Here is an 18204-nt window from a genome sequence, read left to right on the forward strand (position 1 = left end):
CCCTTTCGTACTAGGCTTTAGGAAAAATAATATAAAAACGGACTCCATCCGGTGTGTTCTCCACTCCATAATTGCACCCATGCAGATCAAGGATTTGCTTCGCAATGGCCAGGCCGAGCCCGGTTCCCCCCATTTTGCGATTACGTGAGCGCTCTACTCGATAGAACCTCTCCCATATAAACTGCCGCTCAGCTTCAGCAATTCGCTCGCCCTTGTTCTCAATGGAAATGTGAACAAAACCGTCACGCCTGCTGATCTCAATAGTTATATCGGTATGTGGTACCGCATGACGTATAGCATTCATCATGATATTGAAAATAACTTGCTCCAGCTTGCTTCGGTCACCCTCAACCGTCTGCTCTGTTGTGGATACAAGCACCACATCCAATCCTTTGTCCTTCAGTTGCGGACCCAGACGGCCGGCGATATCTTCAATCATGTCAGCCATTGCAACAGCATCTGTATTCAATTGAATCGCTGAGGATTCCAATCGCACCAGATCCAGCATCTCTTCAACCATCGTTTCCATCTTGATCGCCTCATCAGCGATAATCTCAATGTAACGCTCCCGTTTGTTCTCACTCACGCCATCCTTAAGCCCTTCGGAGTACCCCTTGATAATGCTGATTGGCGTCTTAAGTTCATGTGATGCATCGCCAAAAAACTTGCGTTGACGCTGTTCAATCTGCTGCTTCATTTCCATATCTGTGCGCATCTGTGTGTTGGCCTGCCTCAGCTCTTCCAGTGTCTTGCCCAAGGTTTCCGATAATGCATTCAGACTATTGGACAGGCTGCCGATTTCATCATTACGCCGAATTGGTGATTTCACCGTAAAATCCAGCGTAGACATTTTCTTGGCAACATGGTTCAAGGCCAGGAGCGGCTTAGTTACAATTCGGGACAAGAGCAAGGCCAATAACAGAATTAATACAAATGCGCCAATACCAAAATACGCATAAAATAAACGTGTTGCCTCATTTGCTTCCCTCATCTCTTGCAGAGAAGTGAGCGAGAAGATCAGTTGTTGCTCAGGTCCTGAACGATGCACTGGAGCAATGGTGATCACATTCCGAACACCGCTCCAGCTATCCGTCCATTCTTCATTAAGCATTTTCCCATTTGCCAAGGCCAGTTGATCTTCGGTGGATAAAGGGAAACGGCTATCCAGTGCCTGCACGAGCAGTCCCTGCCTCTGACTCCACGTTGCCAGATTGGGAAGAACAACCTCGGTCAATACACCTGACCATTCCTGCACCGGTTCAATCGATTCCTGAAAACTTTCTGTTCCCCATGCAGCAGAATTGGCATCCTGGATTTTGAATGGATAGACCATGGACCCGCTGCCCGGCCCTCTAACCGTCAGTTCCTGCCCATACTTCAGATGGGACGTAATCCAGCCTGCATTCTCACTATTGATAAACAAGGACAAGGATACCTTCACGTGAGTCCCGTCCTCCTGAAGCAGCGTTATGTGGAACGGGTCATTAACCAGTCTTCCGGTATTCGTCAGGATGACCAGATGCGACTGATTCTGACGCATGAACTTCCCGGTCTCCTTAGCTAATTGCAAATCACTCCAATGTCCATTGGAATATTGCTGTTCGAACTTGGACAGCTTTTTCTTCATACTGCTGACCTTCTGATGCTGATAAAAATCAGGAAACCAGACCAACTGGGCAAAAACCGTTGTTCCGTATAAAAGAACCAGACATCCGGCCATGACCAGGAATAGCTTCATCGTTACGCCATTTCTTCTCATGCTTCTGCCTCGAAACGATATCCGGTACCAATCACTGTCCGGATGCACTTGGCTTCATCACCCAGTTTGCTGCGCAGCTTCTTGATGTGAGTATCCACAACACGTGAGTCCCCTTCAAAATCAAATCCCCAGATCCGATTCAAAATGGCATCCCGGGACAATACAATGCCTGCATTTCGTACCAAATAAAGCAACAGATCGTATTCCTTTGGCGCAAGCTCAACTTCAGCCCCGTCCTTCTCCAGCCGCCGAGCCCATGGATCAAGGGTTACGTGTCCGAAGCAAATCACACCCTGCTCTCTTGCAAATGAACCTTCAACCCGCTTCATTAAGGTCTCTGCACGTGCAACCAGCACACGTGGACTGAATGGCTTCGTGACGTAATCATCTACGCCCAGCTGGAATCCATGAATTTTATCGTCATCCTCAGACCGTGCAGTCAGCATGATAATAGGTACGGTGGATTGGGAACGAATATGCCCGCATAATGTCCATCCATCCATTTCAGGCATCAAAACATCCAAAATAACCAGATCCACCTCATGCAAAGCCAACAGTTCCAATGCCTGTACTCCATGTTCTGCTTCTAAGACGTTCCATTGTTCTTTTATGAAATAATCGGCCACAATCTCACGAATGCGGCTTTCATCTTCCACCAGAAGCACTGTTCTGATCATGGCCGACTCTCCTTTTTAGATTCCTGATAATAACATACCTATTCCATGTGTCGTTCATGTGTCCATACATGTTTTGGAATGAACCCCATGATATATACGATTAATATAAGCCAAAAGTTACTAATTTTTATCAAAATGCGCACAAAAAAGAAGCTGCCAACGAGCAACTTCCTGCTCATTGACAGCTACTTGAATGATATCGAATTGTGTTATCCAGAAGTAATGCGCTACTACTGCGCGCTCCCTGGCAACACTTAACGTTGTTGCTCCAGACGATGTGCCACATGCAGTGTTGGGCCAACAAAACGGTTCAGCGGGAATCCGCCAGCAATCGCTTTGGTCACGAAGGCTTTACCTTCACGAACAGCCTCTTTCACTGTAAGACCACGAGCCAACCCTGCAGTAATCGCTGCAGACGTCGTGCAACCCGCGCCATGCGTATATCCGGAGCCGACAACATCGGCTTCAAACCATTCGTAGTTGGTTCCATCATAGAGTAGATCCATTGCTTTACCCGGGTTAATCACACCTCGGTCTTTGATCAGTACATGCTTCGAGCCATGGGCATGAATTGCTGCTGCCGCTGCTTCCATCTGCTCTTTGGAGCGAATCGGTCCACTCTTCGCCAGTTGGGATGCTTCGAACAGATTCGGTGTAACCAGATCAGCACCTGGCAACAGGAATTCGATCATCGCTTCCGTATTTTCCGGTTGCAGTACTTCGTCTGTACCTTTGCAGACCATTACCGGATCGATAACGATCTGTGGCAAGCCACTGCGGCGAATATGCTTCGCTACCAGTTCAATAATATCTACAGAACCGAGCATACCTGTCTTCATTGCATCGAAACCGATGCCGTCCAGAACAGTGCGAAGTTGCGCTTCAACTACATTTAATTCAACAGGAAAGACCTGGTGATCCCATGTTTCGGGCTCCATTGCCACAATCGTAGTCAGTACGGTCATGCCATACACACCCAGCTCCTGAAAAGTTTTCAAATCAGCTTGAATCCCTGCTCCGCCGCTCGTGTCCGAACCAGCTATTGTTAATGTTTTTGGAATCGTCATGGTAGTCGCATTCTCCTTCGTGTCTCAGTTGACATTATCCTATCCCTTGTACGAGCGGATGTCAATGGCATCTGAAGCCATACGGAGCATGCCTTTTAGGATGATTCAGTTCACATCTTTGGTCTCCAGACGAACCATGGACATCGAAGCAATCCATATCCCTATAGCTCCAAGGGTCAGAGGGATAATAATAAGCGAATGAATGGAAATTTCCGACCCGTTGAATCCGGAGCAGACAATCAAAACCAGCAGAATGGACGAGACCATTGTGGTTGTAACAGAATGCTTACGCATACCGAAGAATAGGGGAATGAGTGCCATACTCGCAGCCGATAAAGAACTCATAATGTACTTCACCAGAAGTCCCAATACATCCTGATTCGTCAATGAGCCAGGAATGAAGGAGTAGAATTGATTAACAATCAGCAGCAGTGAACCCATCAACAGATCGTTAACCATAATCATAACAAACGTAAAAACAAACACGATAATCAATTTGGCAGCGATAATTTTATGACGCTGGATGGGATAGGTGAACATGACGTTCATCGTTTTATTTCTATACTCACTGATCACCAGCTTGGTTAATAAAGCTCCTGCAAATATGATAAAGGTCGCTCTCACAAACGTATCGATAATCGTAAAGGCAGTCTGGTAATCGGTATAGGCATAATCTTCCGCTCCCACATCCACAAATCCAATCATGATCAGGAAAAGAAGAATGGCTATATTGGCAATACCTGCACCTGCAAAATTTCGTGCAAAACGGTGCTTCCGCATCTCAAGTCTGATTAGTTTAAGCAACGTCTTCATCCCCTTTCACAAGCTTCATGAAGTGTTCTTCCAGGGAATGAGCCCGTTTGGATATCGATTCGATCTCAATGCCATGCTGGATCAGCTTGGTGGTTAATTCCGATGGAATGATTCCCGGATCATAGATGCGTAACGTTTGGTCATCAACCAGTTTATAATTACTCAAACCAAGCTGATGTTCAATGACATAGGTCGCTTTACGGATATCTACCGCCTGTAACTCGATGTACTCATTTTGACTTCCGCGAATGCTCTCCATCGAGACCTCCTCCACCAAACGACCGCCACGAATGACACCCACCGTGTCGGCAATCTGCTCTATCTCGCCAAGGATGTGACTGGAGACCAGCAGGGTGATCCGATACTCATTGCTAAGTCGCTTGAACAAATCTCGCATCTCTCGAATCCCTACCGGATCCAATCCGTTAATGGGTTCATCCAGAATAAGCAATTCAGGAGTGGTTATGAGTGCACGAGCCAGCCCGAGCCTTTGCTTCATACCCAGAGAGAAGTCTTTAACCGATTTCTTGCCCGTATCTTTTAACCCTACCATTTCCATCGTGTTGTCGATGATCTTTTTGTTGTAGAATCCCATGTATTCACAGTGCAGCTCCAGATTCTCGCGAGCAGACAGTCTATCGTAGAAAAAAGGATATTCAATAATACTGCCCATTCGCTTCAGCACTTCATAGGAGGTCGGCGTAAGCTTCTCTCCAAATAGTTCAATCTCCCCTGTGGTTGGTTTGACGAGATTGGTGAGCATCTTCATGATGGTTGTTTTACCTGCACCATTCGGACCGAGAAATCCATAGATCTCACCTTGCTTTATATTCATATTGACGTTGGATACAACCTCTGCCCCTTCATATACTTTGGTCACATCTATTGTTCGTGCGATATAATTCATCGTCTTGTTCTCCTTTACGCCCCCTGTCCGGGTTCCTATATCTATATTGTAAAGAGAAAAGTCTTCTTTTTTATTAATCAAATCTTACAAAAACCTTAAGTCTGACCGGAAATGCCAACGCTGGCTCTATCAGGCCTTTAGGGTAACCGAAAATACAGTCCGTTGATGTGGCACACTATGCAAGTGAATGCTTCCACCCATCTGTTCGACTAGCCGCTTCGTGATCGTCAGACCCAGGCCGCTGCCCTGATAGAGTCGATTGCGGGAATCTTCCAACGTATACATGCGTTCGAACACACGACTATGCTCGCTCTCAGGAATCCCTTTTCCCTGGTCCCAGATCTGTAGCGTCACAGGTCCACCTATCGAATGGTTGAGCGAAAGTCCTAGCACCTTACCCTCTGCTCCATATTTCATCCCATTGGTAATGAGATTATCCAGCACACGGTCCAATGCTTCTTCATTCGCTTGCACGAAGATATCACCATCAGGAATCTCCAGCTCCACGTGCAACCCGAGATTCGTCAACATTTCATAAAAGGAGAGCATCTTCAACCGACATAATTCGCTTAGATTCACCCGACTAAGCACCAGATCCGTGTCTCCGGATTCCAGCTTCGCCAGATCGAAAAAGGAATGAATCAAACGCAACACTTCCTGCGCCTTCTCCTGTATTTTCTCTGTCATAATCTTGCGTTCCTGATCGGTTAATGATGGGCCGTGCAGCAAGGTCTCACTATAACCCAGCACAACGGTGAGCGGCGTTTTCAGATCATGTGAAATGTTGGAAAGCATATTACGCATCTCCTTCTCCTGGTTCGCATAACCGGCTTTGGCGCGGTGGGCATAGTCCAGCAGCTGGTTCATGTCTTTCAGAAGCTGGCTGACTTGGTCATCACTATTGAATACGAGCAAGCGCTCAAAGGTGCCTTGATCCAGAATCGCGGATATTTTCTGATGAATATAGGACAGGTGTTGGGGGCGTTTCCGCAATCTCATCCACAATCCAATGACGGCAATGGCCAGAATACCCGTTGTAATGGCAAAAATCAGTGTCATCCCTGCTCCGCCTCCAGCTTATACCCGATGCCCCAGAGTGTCTTGATATATTGGGGAGCCGAAGGATCCGCCTCCAGTTTCTCACGCAGACGACGCATATGTACGTTAATGATATTTTCGTCCCCATAATAATGATCGTTCCAGACGGAAGCGTAGATCTGCGCCTTGGTGAACACTTTGCCAGGATGGGTAACCAATAGCTTCAGGATGCCAAATTCCTTGGATGTCAGTTTGACGGGTGTACCTTCGCGCTCCACCTCGTACGTCTCCATATCAACCACGAGTCCACCAATGTGAATACGTTGATCTTTAACCATTTCAGTCACAGGCGGAGTGGTATAATTGGCGCGGCGAATCGCGGCTTTGATGCGGGCAGTCAGTTCGATTAACGAGAAAGGTTTGCTCAAGTAATCATCTGCGCCGAAACCCAGGCCCAGCGCTTTGTCCACCTCCCCATCTTTCGCAGACAGAATAAGCACAGGCACCAGACTGACTGCCCGAATGGTTTGCAGCACATCCATCCCACTTTTGCGGGGCAGCATCAGATCCAGAATAACCAGATCATACCCAGGTTGTGACTGGCTGAACTGACGTTCTGCCTCTAAGCCGTCATATGCATAAGTGACGTCGTAGCCCTCTTTTTCCAAGTAGGGTCCGACCATCTCACTAATTGAACGATCATCTTCAACAAGCAACAAGCGGTGACTTAACACATGTTTCCCTCCAACATGAACATTTTTCTTTATTACCTCACAGTTTGTTTGAATTGGCAATGACATACGAAAAAACCTGACAGGATCATCACTTTGAAATCAAGTGTGTTTCCTGCCAGGTCTATAAGCGTCTGTAGATTAATGCTGGTGCTTCTAATCTCTATAACCGTTCTCGCTGTGGATCCAGCACAGTCCAATGGTTCCTGCACCTGCATGGATACTTACCACAGGGATAAACGGCATGATTTCGGTCTTTAATTTAGGGAGCAGATTGGCAATCTGCTTCTTGATTGTGACGGCTTCTTCCTGATTGTTCGCATGCATAATGCACACATGCTTTACTTTCTCCACATCCAGCTTGAGCATATCCAGCATGCGCTCTTTCGTCCGCTTGAACGTGCGAATCTTCTCATTCACAACCACTTTGCCCTCTTCAAATCGAAGCAGCAGATGGATCTTGAGCAGTTGACTGATGATCAGCTGTGTCCCCGACACCCGCCCACTGCGGTGAAGATGCTGAAGACTGGCGGGTATGAGGTAAAAGGACATATTATCAATCATCTGTTCAATGTTTACTTTGATCTCGGCAGCTGAACATCCCTGCTTCTGCCATTCCAGTCCTTGCATAATCATCTCACGGTGAGGATAGGCGCCTGCCTTTGAATCAATTGCGGTCACCGTCACTCCTGCAATCTCTGCAGCCTGCATGGACGTATGCAGCGTTCCGCTCAGTGCAGTAGAGCAATGAATCGTAATAATCTCATCGTACTTGTCTTTGAGCGACTCATACAGTTCAATGAACTCACCAATGGGTGGCTGCGAACTGCTCGCACGTGAAGACTCCGCAAGTTTCTCATAGAACATTTCAGATGTGATGTCATCGGTTTCCCGGTAACATTCCTCTCCAAATACGATGCGCAGCGGTACGATATAGATATGATTTTGCTCCGCAAAAACGGGATCCAGTGTACTGGTACTATCGGTGACCCATGCAATTTTCTTCATGACATCCTTCTCTCTTGCCGGATTGTTCGTTCTGTATCTCAATCATCAGGCACAAGCCCGGCGGTTTTTATTTAAAATTTGAATATTACATATTGTAAACGTTTGCGATTCTACCTCTCAATTATAAAGGAACGGACAGACCGTTGTCTTGTGGCGCAATCATGAACAACCCTTTTAATTCCATTTTTAGCTAAAAAAATGTCTTGCCTGTGAAGGAATAAATTGGTATGCTGTTGTCCTTCTCTCTTTTTCGCCTTGACTGAAGTGAACGGAACCGCCGTTCAATCCACTTATCGGAGGTGTCACATGCTTTATTTCACCCTGGCTTCCAAAGCCTACTCCCGGAATCTGCAATACCGCGGGGCACACATGGTACATAACCTGGCAAGCGCCATGTTTGGTTACATGTACGCCTGTCTCTGGATCGGCATCGGGGCCGACCACACGCTCGGGGAATACGGGACACAAGGGATGATCAGTTACATTGCGTTCACGCAATCCTCTCTCTGGATCTCGGGTTTTCTCACGAACGGACTGGGTATCCCCTTAACCGTCAGGACAGGGCAGATCGCGCTGGATCTCATGAGGCCAGTTCATCTGTTCACCCACCTGATGGCACGCGAATGGGGGCAGATTGCCTACCAGTTCGTGTACAAAAGTATTCCGATCTACCTGCTCTTCTCCATTGTCTTTTCCCTGGATTGGCCCTCAGACGTTTCAACGCTGTTCTATGCCGCACTTGGTCTTGCCAGCGCCGCATACTTGTCCATCTGCATGAACTACATCATTGGTGCTACGTCAATGTGGACCACGGAGTCTTCCTGGCTTCACTGGGGCAATCACGCCATGATGAATCTGCTGGCTGGTTTCTTCATTCCACTGGAGTGGCTACCGGACTGGCTTGAACGACTTGCCTGGCTATCCCCCTACCCTTTCCTGCTGTATGTACCTACCCGAATCTACCTTGGTTTCGAAGATGGCTCCTTGCTATGGGGAACCTTGCTTTGGTGCGTCTTCATGACGTTGATCTGTCTTGCGATCACTCAAGTGTTACGTCGTAAAGTGGAGGTGCAGGGCGGATGAAACGGACTTCCTGGTTCAAATTATATAAAATGCTCATTCGAACAAGCATCCGCAGCCGGATGCAATACAAGTTCAATTTCATTATGGCGTCCGTACTCGCCGCTTTAATTCAGATCTCCGAGTTTCTGATGGTTGCTCTGGTGCTGCATAAATTCGGAGCGATTAAAGGCTGGTCCCTCCATGAGATCGGTTATCTCTTCGCCATCATGACCCTATCCAAAACACTGTACCGTACATTCGGCAATGAGGTTCACCATCTGGAAAAATATCTGGTGGGTGGTGAGCTTGATCAACTGTTAACACGTCCTATGCCCGTATTGTTGGCCCTGTTGCCGCAGAACTTCCGCATCATGGCTGGGGAAGTCTTGCAAGGCGGGTTCATTCTCTGCTGGTCTCTGGCAGGCATGATGCATAGCGGACAGATTGGCTGGATAGCCATTCCCTTCTCCCTGTTCATTATCCTCACGGGGGCAGTCATTCTCTTTTCCATCGGACTCGCTACCGCCACACTCGGATTCTGGACTACGCGTATCGAGGAATTACAGACGATCACTGAAGATGCAGCACGAACGGCTGCCCAATATCCGCTAACGTTATATCCCAAATGGATGTCTGGCATTCTGCTAACAGTGATTCCGGTGGGATTCGTCAATTACATCCCGTCACTCTATCTACTGCGGGGTGAAGGAGGCGCGTGGGTCCTTGTTGCTATTGCGGCAGTTGCCGTACTGAGTTTGGCTGCAAGTCTGCGTTTCTGGCACTTCGGCATGACCAAATATCAAAGTACAGGTAGCTAAGGAGGCGAAACGAATCATGAACATGATCACAGCACGGCATCTGCAAAAGGAATTTAAGACCCCTGTTATTCGGGAAGGACGTTTCTCTGGGTTACGTACGTTATTTTCACGTGAGTATGTGTCCAAGGAAGCGGTACGCGATATCAGTTTTGATATCGGGCAGGGGGAGTTTGTGGGCTACATCGGTCCGAACGGGGCCGGCAAGTCTACCACGATCAAAATGCTGACAGGTATCCTCCACCCAACCTCGGGTGAGGTACTACTTGGCGGTATGAACCCGCATCAGGACAGGCGCAGAACCGTCGGTCGACTGGGCGTTGTGTTTGGACAGCGCAGTCAGCTCTGGTGGGATCTGCCTGTGAAAGATTCATATGATATTCTGGCCGAGATGTACGGCGTCCATGCCGAGGACAAAAAGAAACGGCTGTCCCAGTTCGCTGAGCTGCTGGACCTTGAATCATTCTGGGCAACGCCTGTCCGCAAACTCTCGCTTGGACAACGCATGCGTGCGGATCTCGCAGCTTCCATGCTGCATGACCCGGAACTGCTTTTTCTCGATGAACCAACCATTGGACTGGATGTGAATGCGAAGCGGAACATTCGCCAGTTTCTACGTACCTTGAATGAAACGTTTGGCAAAACGATTTTGCTGACCACACATGATATGGACGATATCGAGCAGTTATGCAGCCGGGTCATGGTGATCAACCATGGTCAACTGACATATGACGGCACGATCTCATCGCTTCGCGAAACCATCGGACTGCCAACATTGATTAGAGTAACCTTCCGTGGAGCGTTTCACATCCCCAACGTTGTATCGTCCGCTATTCACATCACAGGTGTGGAAGGCCAAATTGTTACCGTTGAAGTGAACCGGAAGGAATGGAGCACAATGGACATTCTGAAACAACTGGAATACTGGGGCGAGATTGAAGATGTAGAGATGAAAGAACCGGATTTCGAAGATATTATTCACCGTGTATACTAGTCAGCCTATTTTGTGATGAAATTGGATGAAGACCTGTTCTTATGCCGTTACATGAAAGAGGGACATGGCGTACTGTAATAGCGGAGGTGAAGCGTCATGCTTGTGACCAAACATGTACTTGCGGCATCCAGCGCACACGCCACTCCCTATTACATCGTGCGTGGCATGCTTCCCGGACCGGTGATGTTCATTACTTCCGGAGTTCACGGGAACGAAACGGCGAGCATGGCCGCTGCGCAAAAGCTCGCAGATGATTGTGCGACGGGTCGCCTTGTCATTCAGCGAGGACTGCTGATTATCGTGCCACGCGTGAACCAGAAAGCCTACGCCAAGAAAATCAGAGGCAAGCCAGATCTGAATCGTACGTTTCCACGTCGTATGTCAGGCAAGGCCAAGCATTCACTGGCTGCAGCGGTTTTTCAGCTGGCCCGTGAACATCGGGCTGACTGGTGGCTCGATCTGCATGAAGCCAACGGGCTGTCACAGCTTAGTACGCGAGTGCTTGGACAGACGCTGATTACCAATCCTGGCAGTCGTACCATTCCGGCTTGCAGAAGAGTTATCGAACGGATGAATCGGTCAATTGCCACTCGTGATCGTCATTTTAACCTCAAGCAGCATGAATTGCCGGGATCTGCCCGCACAGCGGCTTCAAGACTATTACAAGCCCGTTCTGTTACGGTGGAGACCTGCTGGAGTCTGAAGCGCGCGACCCGTATCAAGTATCAAACGAAGATTGTGCACCATTTTCTACGTGAAGCGGGCTTAACATGATTGAGATCATTAAGATAGAAATAAAGACACCTTCAGAAGAGAGCGCCCGAGAACCTCGGGTGTTTTGGTCTCTTCGCGAGATTCATCCACCAGGTGTTGAGAGAACGTACCAATCGCAAATGTACCGGTAGGTTCAGGCATCATAAAGGCAGGTAACAGCCAGGTCAGTATGAATGAGCCCACACTGAAAGCCAGAACCAGGATGGATACCAACGTCATCTTTATCCATGAACGACGGTTATGTTTCTGCGTGCTCTGAACGTAGCGGTCACTGCGGTATAAATTCATGAGTTGAATGATTAATGTAATAAATAATATAAGTCCAACGATATAGGTTGGGACCATCTGCACACGGAATGAATTGATTAAGCCATGCAGTAGCACTGCCAGAATCAAAGCGGAGAGTATGTCTATTGTCATTGATCGGCGCTTCGGAAACACCAGCATACATACCGTAGCAGCTACGGTTACCAATACCAACATCCATTCTAAAATTCTCATTATTCTGCCTCCAATATTTCTTGATAAGACAAGAATAAACCTTGAAGTATACTTCAAGGTCAAGGCTGAATATTAGAAAGATTTTATTGAGGAATTCGTAAATCCCATTTGTGAAGTTCAGTCAACGTACACGTTCCGGCCGAGAAAGCCTTAATACCTGTCGAGTTCGGCCCAGGATATATCCGCCCCGTCATCACCTGCTCTCCCTGCTGAATGAACACCTCAACGGAGCTAACATCCATAAAAATATGAAGTTCAAGCTTCCCGTCAAGAAGTTCCACTGTTGTAGCTCGTTCACCGCCCGGCCCTTGCCCGGCCTTCTCGCGATTTAAGCATAGACGTTGCTGTTGCACATCATAGGTAATCACTGTTTCTTCATCCCTACCCGTTCGCAACTTCAACCCGAAGTGCTGTGCCTGTTCAGCTTCGAATACAGCACGCAGTTCGTAACAGTCTCCGCTGACTCCAAGGTCAAGATCATGTTCATCACCGTTTAAATGTATACCATACTGCTCGGTGCCTTCCCACCTGTACTGTCTAAGCTCTGGAAGAGGCTGGAATATCAATCGCTCTCCCCTACGAATTAGTTGTCTTGGCAAAGTCATCGCTCCAGCCCAGGCATGGGACTGTTGTGTCGGGATTTCCGTTTCCCACGTATCCATCCAGGCCACCATGATTCGTCGTCCCTGTGCATCCTCCATCGTCTGAGGTGCGTAAAAGTCGAAGCCACAGTCCAGTGGAACGTACTGCTCGTACTTCAGCACACCCGGTTCTTCATCCAGAGTTCCCATCATATAAACGGTCGAATGCAAGTTGCGATAGTTATCTCCCTGAGCAGGCATGCGCTGCGGAGACATGATCAGCACATCTCGGTCATCCAGTGTGAACAGATCGGGACATTCCCAATTGTCGCCAAGCGTCCCGTCACTCTGGGCCATAATGTTAACATAACTCCAATCCAGCAAGTCTGTTGAACGGTATAACAGAATGACCCCTTTGCCCGCAGCGTCATTCGATCCAAGGACGCAATAGTATACACCGTTTCGTTCAAACACTTTCGGATCACGGAAGTCCTTCGGACTGGTATGCTCTGGGATTTGATTCACCCGAATGACCGGATTCATTGTGCTTTTGACAAAATCGATCCCATTGTCCGAAACAGCGATATTCTGTGTCTGCAAGTAATCGTTATCCTTGTCAGGTCCAGTCACAACATGCCCCGTGTACATCAGCACCAATTTGCCGTCCTGAACGATTGCACTTCCGGAGAAACATCCTCCACTGTCGTAGCTCTGATCGGGTGCCAGTGCAACAGGCAGATAAGACCACGTAACCAGATCATGGCTCACCGCATGGCCCCAGTGCATCGGCCCCCATACCGGTTCGTAGGGATAATGCTGATAGAACATATGATACATCCCATTGAAGTATATGAAGCCGTTGGGGTCATTCATCCAGCCCACCTCTGGCATCAAATGATAGGCCATTCGATAGGTTGGATCAACCTGATGTCGATGCTCCTTGATATATGCGTTGGCCCGGGCGAGTGTATAACTCTCCTTCGTTTGAGCCGAAGAACTCGTCAGTCCAAGGTCTGTCTCTTGCCTTGTGTCTATTTCCTGTTTCTCGTATCGTTCCTGGTTCATATGTCCTTCACTCCTGTCTCTCTCTATATCACCCAACTGAACTTATTTGATAGCCCCTTGCATGACCCCCTGAATAATGTACTTCTGGGCAAACAAATAAACGACCAGTACAGGCAGCAGGGTCAACACCAGACCAGCCATCAATGGACCGTAATCCACGGTGTATGTCCCATAAAAATAAAACGTGGACAGCGGGAGCGTTCGCTGCTCAGACGAAGTCAGCACTAAGGAAGGCAGCAAAAAATCATTCCATATCCACAATACATTCAGGACACTAATCGTTACGGTTGTCGGCAGTAACACCGGCAGTACGATGCGGAAAAAGGTCTGCACTCTGCCGCAGCCGTCCATTAGAGCCGCTTCTTCAAGCTCCAGGGGAATACTTTTGATAAACCCATGGTAGATAAATACGGCCAGCGGACTGCCAAAGCCAATATACATGTAGATCAGCGACCACTTGTTATCCAGCAAGCTGAGCGAGCCGTATATTTTAACCAGCGGAATCATAATGGCCTGGAACGGAATAATCATCGCAGCTACCATCAGGAAAAAGAGATACTGATTCAGCTTGCTTTTGTGACGAACAAAATAATGTGCTGTCATCGCCGCAAAAAGAGCAATTAGTAATACACCTGCAATGGTAATGAGCAATGAATTGCTGAAGGCGGATACATATCCCATTTTATCAAACGCATTGACGTAATTATCGAATTGAAACGAGCTTGGCAAGCCCAGCGGATCGGAGGTAATTGCCTGGTTAGCCTTGAATGAATTGACGATCAGAAGTACAAAAGGAAATACAAACAAAATCATCACAATGATTAATGCAATAAACTTCATCCAGTTGAGAATGCGCGATTGTCCAGCCATCATGCCTCGACCTCCAGTTTTTTGCTGAAATAGACCTGGAGCAATGTAATGACGGCTACAAGGATAAACAGAACAAACGCTTCTGCCTGACCCAATCCGTAGTCACGAGCAAGAAAGGCCTGCTCATAGACGTGCATGGATACCATCTCTGTGCTCTTGAAGGGCCCGCCACTGGTCAAGGAGACGTTCAGATCGTACACCATAAATCCCCGTTGCAGTGACAAAAAGATGCATACGATAAACGAAGGAACCATCAGTGGTAATACAATGCGCCCCAGCATTTTGCGATTACTTGCCCCATCAATGCTGGCTGCTTCCATAACATCCTTCGGCACATTCATCAGTCCCGCAACGTAGATAACCATCATATAGCCGGCATACTGCCAAACGGTCACCACAATGAGTGCCCAGAACGCTTTATCCGGGTCGGCCAGCCAGGAGGTGGAAAACAGAGTGAGATTCATTTTTTGTCCTGCAAATACCAGTACCTGATTAAAAATAAACTGCCAGATGAAACCAAGTACGATTCCACCCACCAGATTCGGCAGGAAAAATCCGGCACGAAACCAGCCCTGTGCCTTCATTCCCCGGGTTACAGCGTAAGCGAGCAGGAAGGCAACCGCATTGGTCAACACAACTGTAATAAATACGTACTCCAGTGTCATCCCGAATGATTTCCAGAACACCGTGTCCTTGAACACACCGATGTAATTATCCCAGCCAACAAAGTTTTGATCGATGGCAATGCCATCCCAGTTCGTAAACGTCAAATAAATACCATACAGAAATGGAATAATCATCACTGTAGCAAACGCAAATAATGTCGGGCCCGTAAAGATCAGGCGGGTGCGCAGACGAGTCCATAATCCTTTTTCGGTCAGCATTGTCTTCCTCCACTCTATCCAAATGATTAGCCTGGCGGTTATGCCGGAAACAAGTCGAACAGTGGAAGCTGTACGTTCATCATCTCCGGCGTACCGCAATTCTCTCTCTATGTGCTGCACAGGGCCAAGAATAATTCCTTTATTTTACGTTGCTCCAATATGCCTGAATTTCGTTGGCAAGTCCGGCACGGTCAATGACATCAGCCAAATACTTCTGCATGGATGCACCCAGTTTGGACCAGTGATCTGCAGGAAGTGTACTCATTGATTCCTCGATTTTGCCTGCCTTGATGTATTCACTAATGGATTTGCCAAGCGGATCGGTTGGCTCCAATGTAATGTTGCTGAATGCCGGAATAATACTGGCTTGATTCACCAGGAAGTCCTGACCTTTTTCGTTATAAACGATCCAATCCAAAAATTTCTTCGCCGCTTCCTGCTGCGCTGGTGTGCTCTTTTCCTTATCCAGCAATATTCGTTTGGATACGGCAGCAGAGATTTGCGTATTACCGAAATCATCCGGATTATTGCTCACAGGTACAGGGAGGAATCCATATTTCCCATCTGCTGTATCAAAGCTGGAAATTTGCGGCCAAGCCCAGTTGCCCTGGAACCAGATACCAACCTCACCTTTGCCAAGCACCTCAGGTCCACGCTCATAGGTTCCAGACAGTGGGGAAGCCTTGTCAATATTGTAGGTTTTCATCAGATCAAATGTATCCATCAAACCATTAAACACAGCGTTGGAAGCAAGGTCCACTTGACCTGCCTTCAGATCAGTAATGAATTGATCCACCTTCGTATGGTCCGGCGACTGTCCACCATATGCAAGCCCCAGATAATGCGCACCAAGTGACCAATCCATCGGAGATACAATCAGAGGTGATTTTCCAGCAGCAGTGATCTTTTGGAACAGATCCTCCAGCTGTGCAGTGGTCTGTACAGACTTCGGATCAAATGTCCCCCCTGCCGCCTGATCTAGTACATTCTGGTTATAAATGAATCCATATCCTTCAATAGATAAAGGGAAGGCATAGTTTTTACCATCAAACGTTGTTGCTGTCGTGCTGTTCTCCACAGCATCCTTCATCCAAGACTCGGATGTGAGGTCCAGAACACGATCCTTGAATTTCTCTACATCCCCTGTATCCAGCATCATCATCGTTGTAGGGCTGCCGGAGGCATACAAGGCAGACGCTTTTTCAAACGGAGACTGTCCACTGCCTACAGGTATAATTTCAAGTGTGATATTTGGATTTTCAACTTTGAAGTCCTTAGCTGCTTGCTCCAGTTGACTGTTAATTTCTGACTTGGAATTGAGCAAAGTAATTTTGACACTCTCACTGCCGCTACCCTCAGAAGAGGAGTCGGACTCTGTTGCTGCTTTACCTCCACATGCTGTAATTACAAGCATCATAACCAATAAAAATACCGATAATTTCATCCATCTCTGTTCTCTTTTCATCTTGTCATGGCCCCCGATCAATAGTTTAAAAGGAAACGCTTACAACTCGAATTATAATGTCAAAGGTTTGACATGTCAATCGTTTGACATACTATTAAAAAAATTAGCCTGACTTCATCTTTTCGCGTCAAAAGGACTAATAGGAAAAAACGACCTGCATCAGGTCGTCTCTCTCTCCACTAGGGTAACCGGCAAAATATGCTCCATCCCGATCTTCTCTTCCGCGATCTGGCGCCTAATCAGATCAATCGCTAGCTTAGCCATGGCCTCCACCGGCTGCCTTATCGTTGTAATGCCAGGCACCATATAAGCTGCCGCACGAATGTCATCATAACCTATAATAGCGATATCGTCGGGTACCTTGCGCCCCCCTAACACGATCTGCCTCAGCGCATGCACCGCCATCAGATCACTTGTTACAAAAAGCCCGTCCACCTCCGGGTGTTGTGCAAGCAACTTATCCACCAATTCCGTATACTGATGCTGATCAAACACATTCAGATCGGTTTCATGAATCATAACCGGCTCGACTCCATGAGCCTGCAATGTATCAACGAAACCTGTCGTCCGGCGATTGGACAGCATTTGCAGTTCCAGATTACCGCAGATATGCGCCAAATGCCGTCTGTTCTTCGCGAGCAGCATTTCAGCAGCCATAATCCCTCCCTGATAATTATCAGATGAGATAAACGGGATGTCCTCACCGATCTTACGATCAAAGGTCACGATTGGGGAATGCAGATTCATATACTCATCAACTTCAAGGGTATGGCTTCCCATAATAATGCCATCCACGCGATTACCCTTGAGCATCTCCACATATTCACGCTCTTTGGAAGGGTCCATGTGGGAATTGCATAACATAATTTTAAATCCATTCTGATATGCATGATACTCAACAAAGTTAGCCAATTCTCCAAAAAACGGATGGGATACATCGGGAATAATCAAGCCTATAACGTTAGATTGCTTACGCAGAAGAGAGCGGGCAATTTCGTTGGGTCGATAGTTCAGTTCGTCCATGGTTTGATACACTTTATCCCGAGTCTTCTGACTGATATATCCCCGGTTGTTTAATACACGCGAGACGGTAGTTACAGAAACTCCTGCCCTGAGTGCAACATCATGAATAGTTGCCATAACAGCCTCTTTTCCTACAACATTCTTCATACCGATATTATTATAAACCTATT

The 18204-nt window shown here is 47.5% G+C and carries 18 protein-coding genes; 4 read left to right on the forward strand and 14 right to left on the reverse strand.

The window, feature by feature from the left end; genetic code table 11:
- Positions 1-10 precede the first annotated feature (10 nt).
- The 8 genes from M1D71_RS25340 to M1D71_RS25375 form a co-directional block, all read right to left on the reverse strand.
- Positions 11-1759 (reverse strand): sensor histidine kinase, encoded by a 1749-nt coding sequence (locus M1D71_RS25340; protein ID WP_458124161.1) that lies wholly within the window; start codon positions 1757-1759, stop codon positions 11-13.
- On the reverse strand, positions 1756-2436 hold the full coding sequence (locus tag M1D71_RS25345; RefSeq protein WP_458124162.1) for a response regulator transcription factor: 681 nt from the start codon (positions 2434-2436) through the stop codon (positions 1756-1758). The genes M1D71_RS25340 and M1D71_RS25345 overlap by 4 nt, the downstream gene beginning before the upstream one ends.
- 254 nt (positions 2437-2690) lie before the next feature.
- Positions 2691-3503 carry a bifunctional hydroxymethylpyrimidine kinase/phosphomethylpyrimidine kinase gene (thiD, locus tag M1D71_RS25350; protein WP_458124163.1) on the reverse strand — a complete coding sequence of 271 codons (813 nt, stop codon included), beginning with the start codon at positions 3501-3503 and terminating at the stop codon, positions 2691-2693.
- Positions 3504-3608: 105 nt separating this feature from the next.
- Positions 3609-4307, reverse strand: coding sequence for an ABC transporter permease (locus M1D71_RS25355; RefSeq protein WP_458124164.1), 699 nt, complete (start codon positions 4305-4307; stop codon positions 3609-3611).
- On the reverse strand, positions 4300-5223 hold the full coding sequence (locus tag M1D71_RS25360; RefSeq protein ID WP_458124165.1) for an ABC transporter ATP-binding protein: 924 nt from the start codon (positions 5221-5223) through the stop codon (positions 4300-4302). Before M1D71_RS25360 ends, M1D71_RS25355 begins: the two co-directional genes overlap by 8 nt.
- A gap of 129 nt (positions 5224-5352) precedes the next feature.
- Positions 5353-6282 carry a sensor histidine kinase gene (locus M1D71_RS25365; RefSeq protein ID WP_458124166.1) on the reverse strand — a complete coding sequence of 310 codons (930 nt, stop codon included), beginning with the start codon at positions 6280-6282 and terminating at the stop codon, positions 5353-5355.
- On the reverse strand, positions 6279-6944 hold the full coding sequence (locus tag M1D71_RS25370) for a response regulator transcription factor (RefSeq protein WP_440131314.1): 666 nt from the start codon (positions 6942-6944) through the stop codon (positions 6279-6281). The genes M1D71_RS25365 and M1D71_RS25370 overlap by 4 nt, the downstream gene beginning before the upstream one ends.
- Positions 6945-7148: 204 nt before the next feature.
- Positions 7149-8000 carry a DegV family protein gene (locus M1D71_RS25375; protein WP_458124167.1) on the reverse strand — a complete coding sequence of 284 codons (852 nt, stop codon included), beginning with the start codon at positions 7998-8000 and terminating at the stop codon, positions 7149-7151.
- Between the two features lie 306 nt (positions 8001-8306).
- Here M1D71_RS25375 and M1D71_RS25380 point away from each other — a divergent pair, with 306 nt between their 5' ends.
- From M1D71_RS25380 to M1D71_RS25395, 4 genes are all read left to right on the forward strand, one after another.
- Positions 8307-9083, forward strand: a complete 777-nt coding sequence (locus M1D71_RS25380) for an ABC transporter permease (RefSeq protein ID WP_458124168.1) — start codon at positions 8307-8309, stop codon at positions 9081-9083.
- Positions 9080-9880, forward strand: coding sequence for an ABC transporter permease (locus M1D71_RS25385; protein ID WP_458124169.1), 801 nt, complete (start codon positions 9080-9082; stop codon positions 9878-9880). The genes M1D71_RS25380 and M1D71_RS25385 overlap by 4 nt, the downstream gene beginning before the upstream one ends.
- Before the next feature lie 22 nt (positions 9881-9902).
- Positions 9903-10871 (forward strand): ABC transporter ATP-binding protein, encoded by a 969-nt coding sequence (locus tag M1D71_RS25390; RefSeq protein ID WP_458127352.1) that lies wholly within the window; start codon positions 9903-9905, stop codon positions 10869-10871.
- 96 nt (positions 10872-10967) lie between these two features.
- Positions 10968-11645 (forward strand): succinylglutamate desuccinylase/aspartoacylase family protein, encoded by a 678-nt coding sequence (locus M1D71_RS25395; protein ID WP_458124170.1) that lies wholly within the window; start codon positions 10968-10970, stop codon positions 11643-11645.
- Positions 11646-11654: 9 nt separating this feature from the next.
- Here the strand turns inward: M1D71_RS25395 and M1D71_RS25400 are convergent, their stop codons facing one another.
- From M1D71_RS25400 to M1D71_RS25425, 6 genes are all read right to left on the reverse strand, one after another.
- Entirely contained in the window at positions 11655-12146 is a 492-nt protein-coding gene (locus M1D71_RS25400; protein WP_458124171.1) for a hypothetical protein, read from the reverse strand.
- An 83-nt stretch (positions 12147-12229) separates the two neighbouring features.
- Complete coding sequence (locus tag M1D71_RS25405) at positions 12230-13792, reverse strand: glycoside hydrolase family 32 protein (protein ID WP_458124172.1); 1563 nt, start codon at positions 13790-13792, stop codon at positions 12230-12232.
- A gap of 42 nt (positions 13793-13834) precedes the next feature.
- Positions 13835-14662 carry a carbohydrate ABC transporter permease gene (locus M1D71_RS25410; RefSeq protein ID WP_458127353.1) on the reverse strand — a complete coding sequence of 276 codons (828 nt, stop codon included), beginning with the start codon at positions 14660-14662 and terminating at the stop codon, positions 13835-13837.
- Entirely contained in the window at positions 14662-15546 is an 885-nt protein-coding gene (locus M1D71_RS25415) for a carbohydrate ABC transporter permease (RefSeq protein WP_458124173.1), read from the reverse strand. Before M1D71_RS25415 ends, M1D71_RS25410 begins: the two co-directional genes overlap by 1 nt.
- 139 nt (positions 15547-15685) lie before the next feature.
- The gene (locus M1D71_RS25420) at positions 15686-17011 is read right to left on the reverse strand and encodes an ABC transporter substrate-binding protein (RefSeq protein ID WP_458124174.1); all 1326 of its coding nucleotides are present in this window, start codon (positions 17009-17011) and stop codon (positions 15686-15688) included.
- A gap of 159 nt (positions 17012-17170) precedes the next feature.
- Positions 17171-18151, reverse strand: a complete 981-nt coding sequence (locus M1D71_RS25425; RefSeq protein WP_458124175.1) for a LacI family DNA-binding transcriptional regulator — start codon at positions 18149-18151, stop codon at positions 17171-17173.
- Between the last annotated feature and the right edge of the window lie 53 nt (positions 18152-18204).

The organism is Paenibacillus sp. Z3-2, assembly GCF_054161325.1.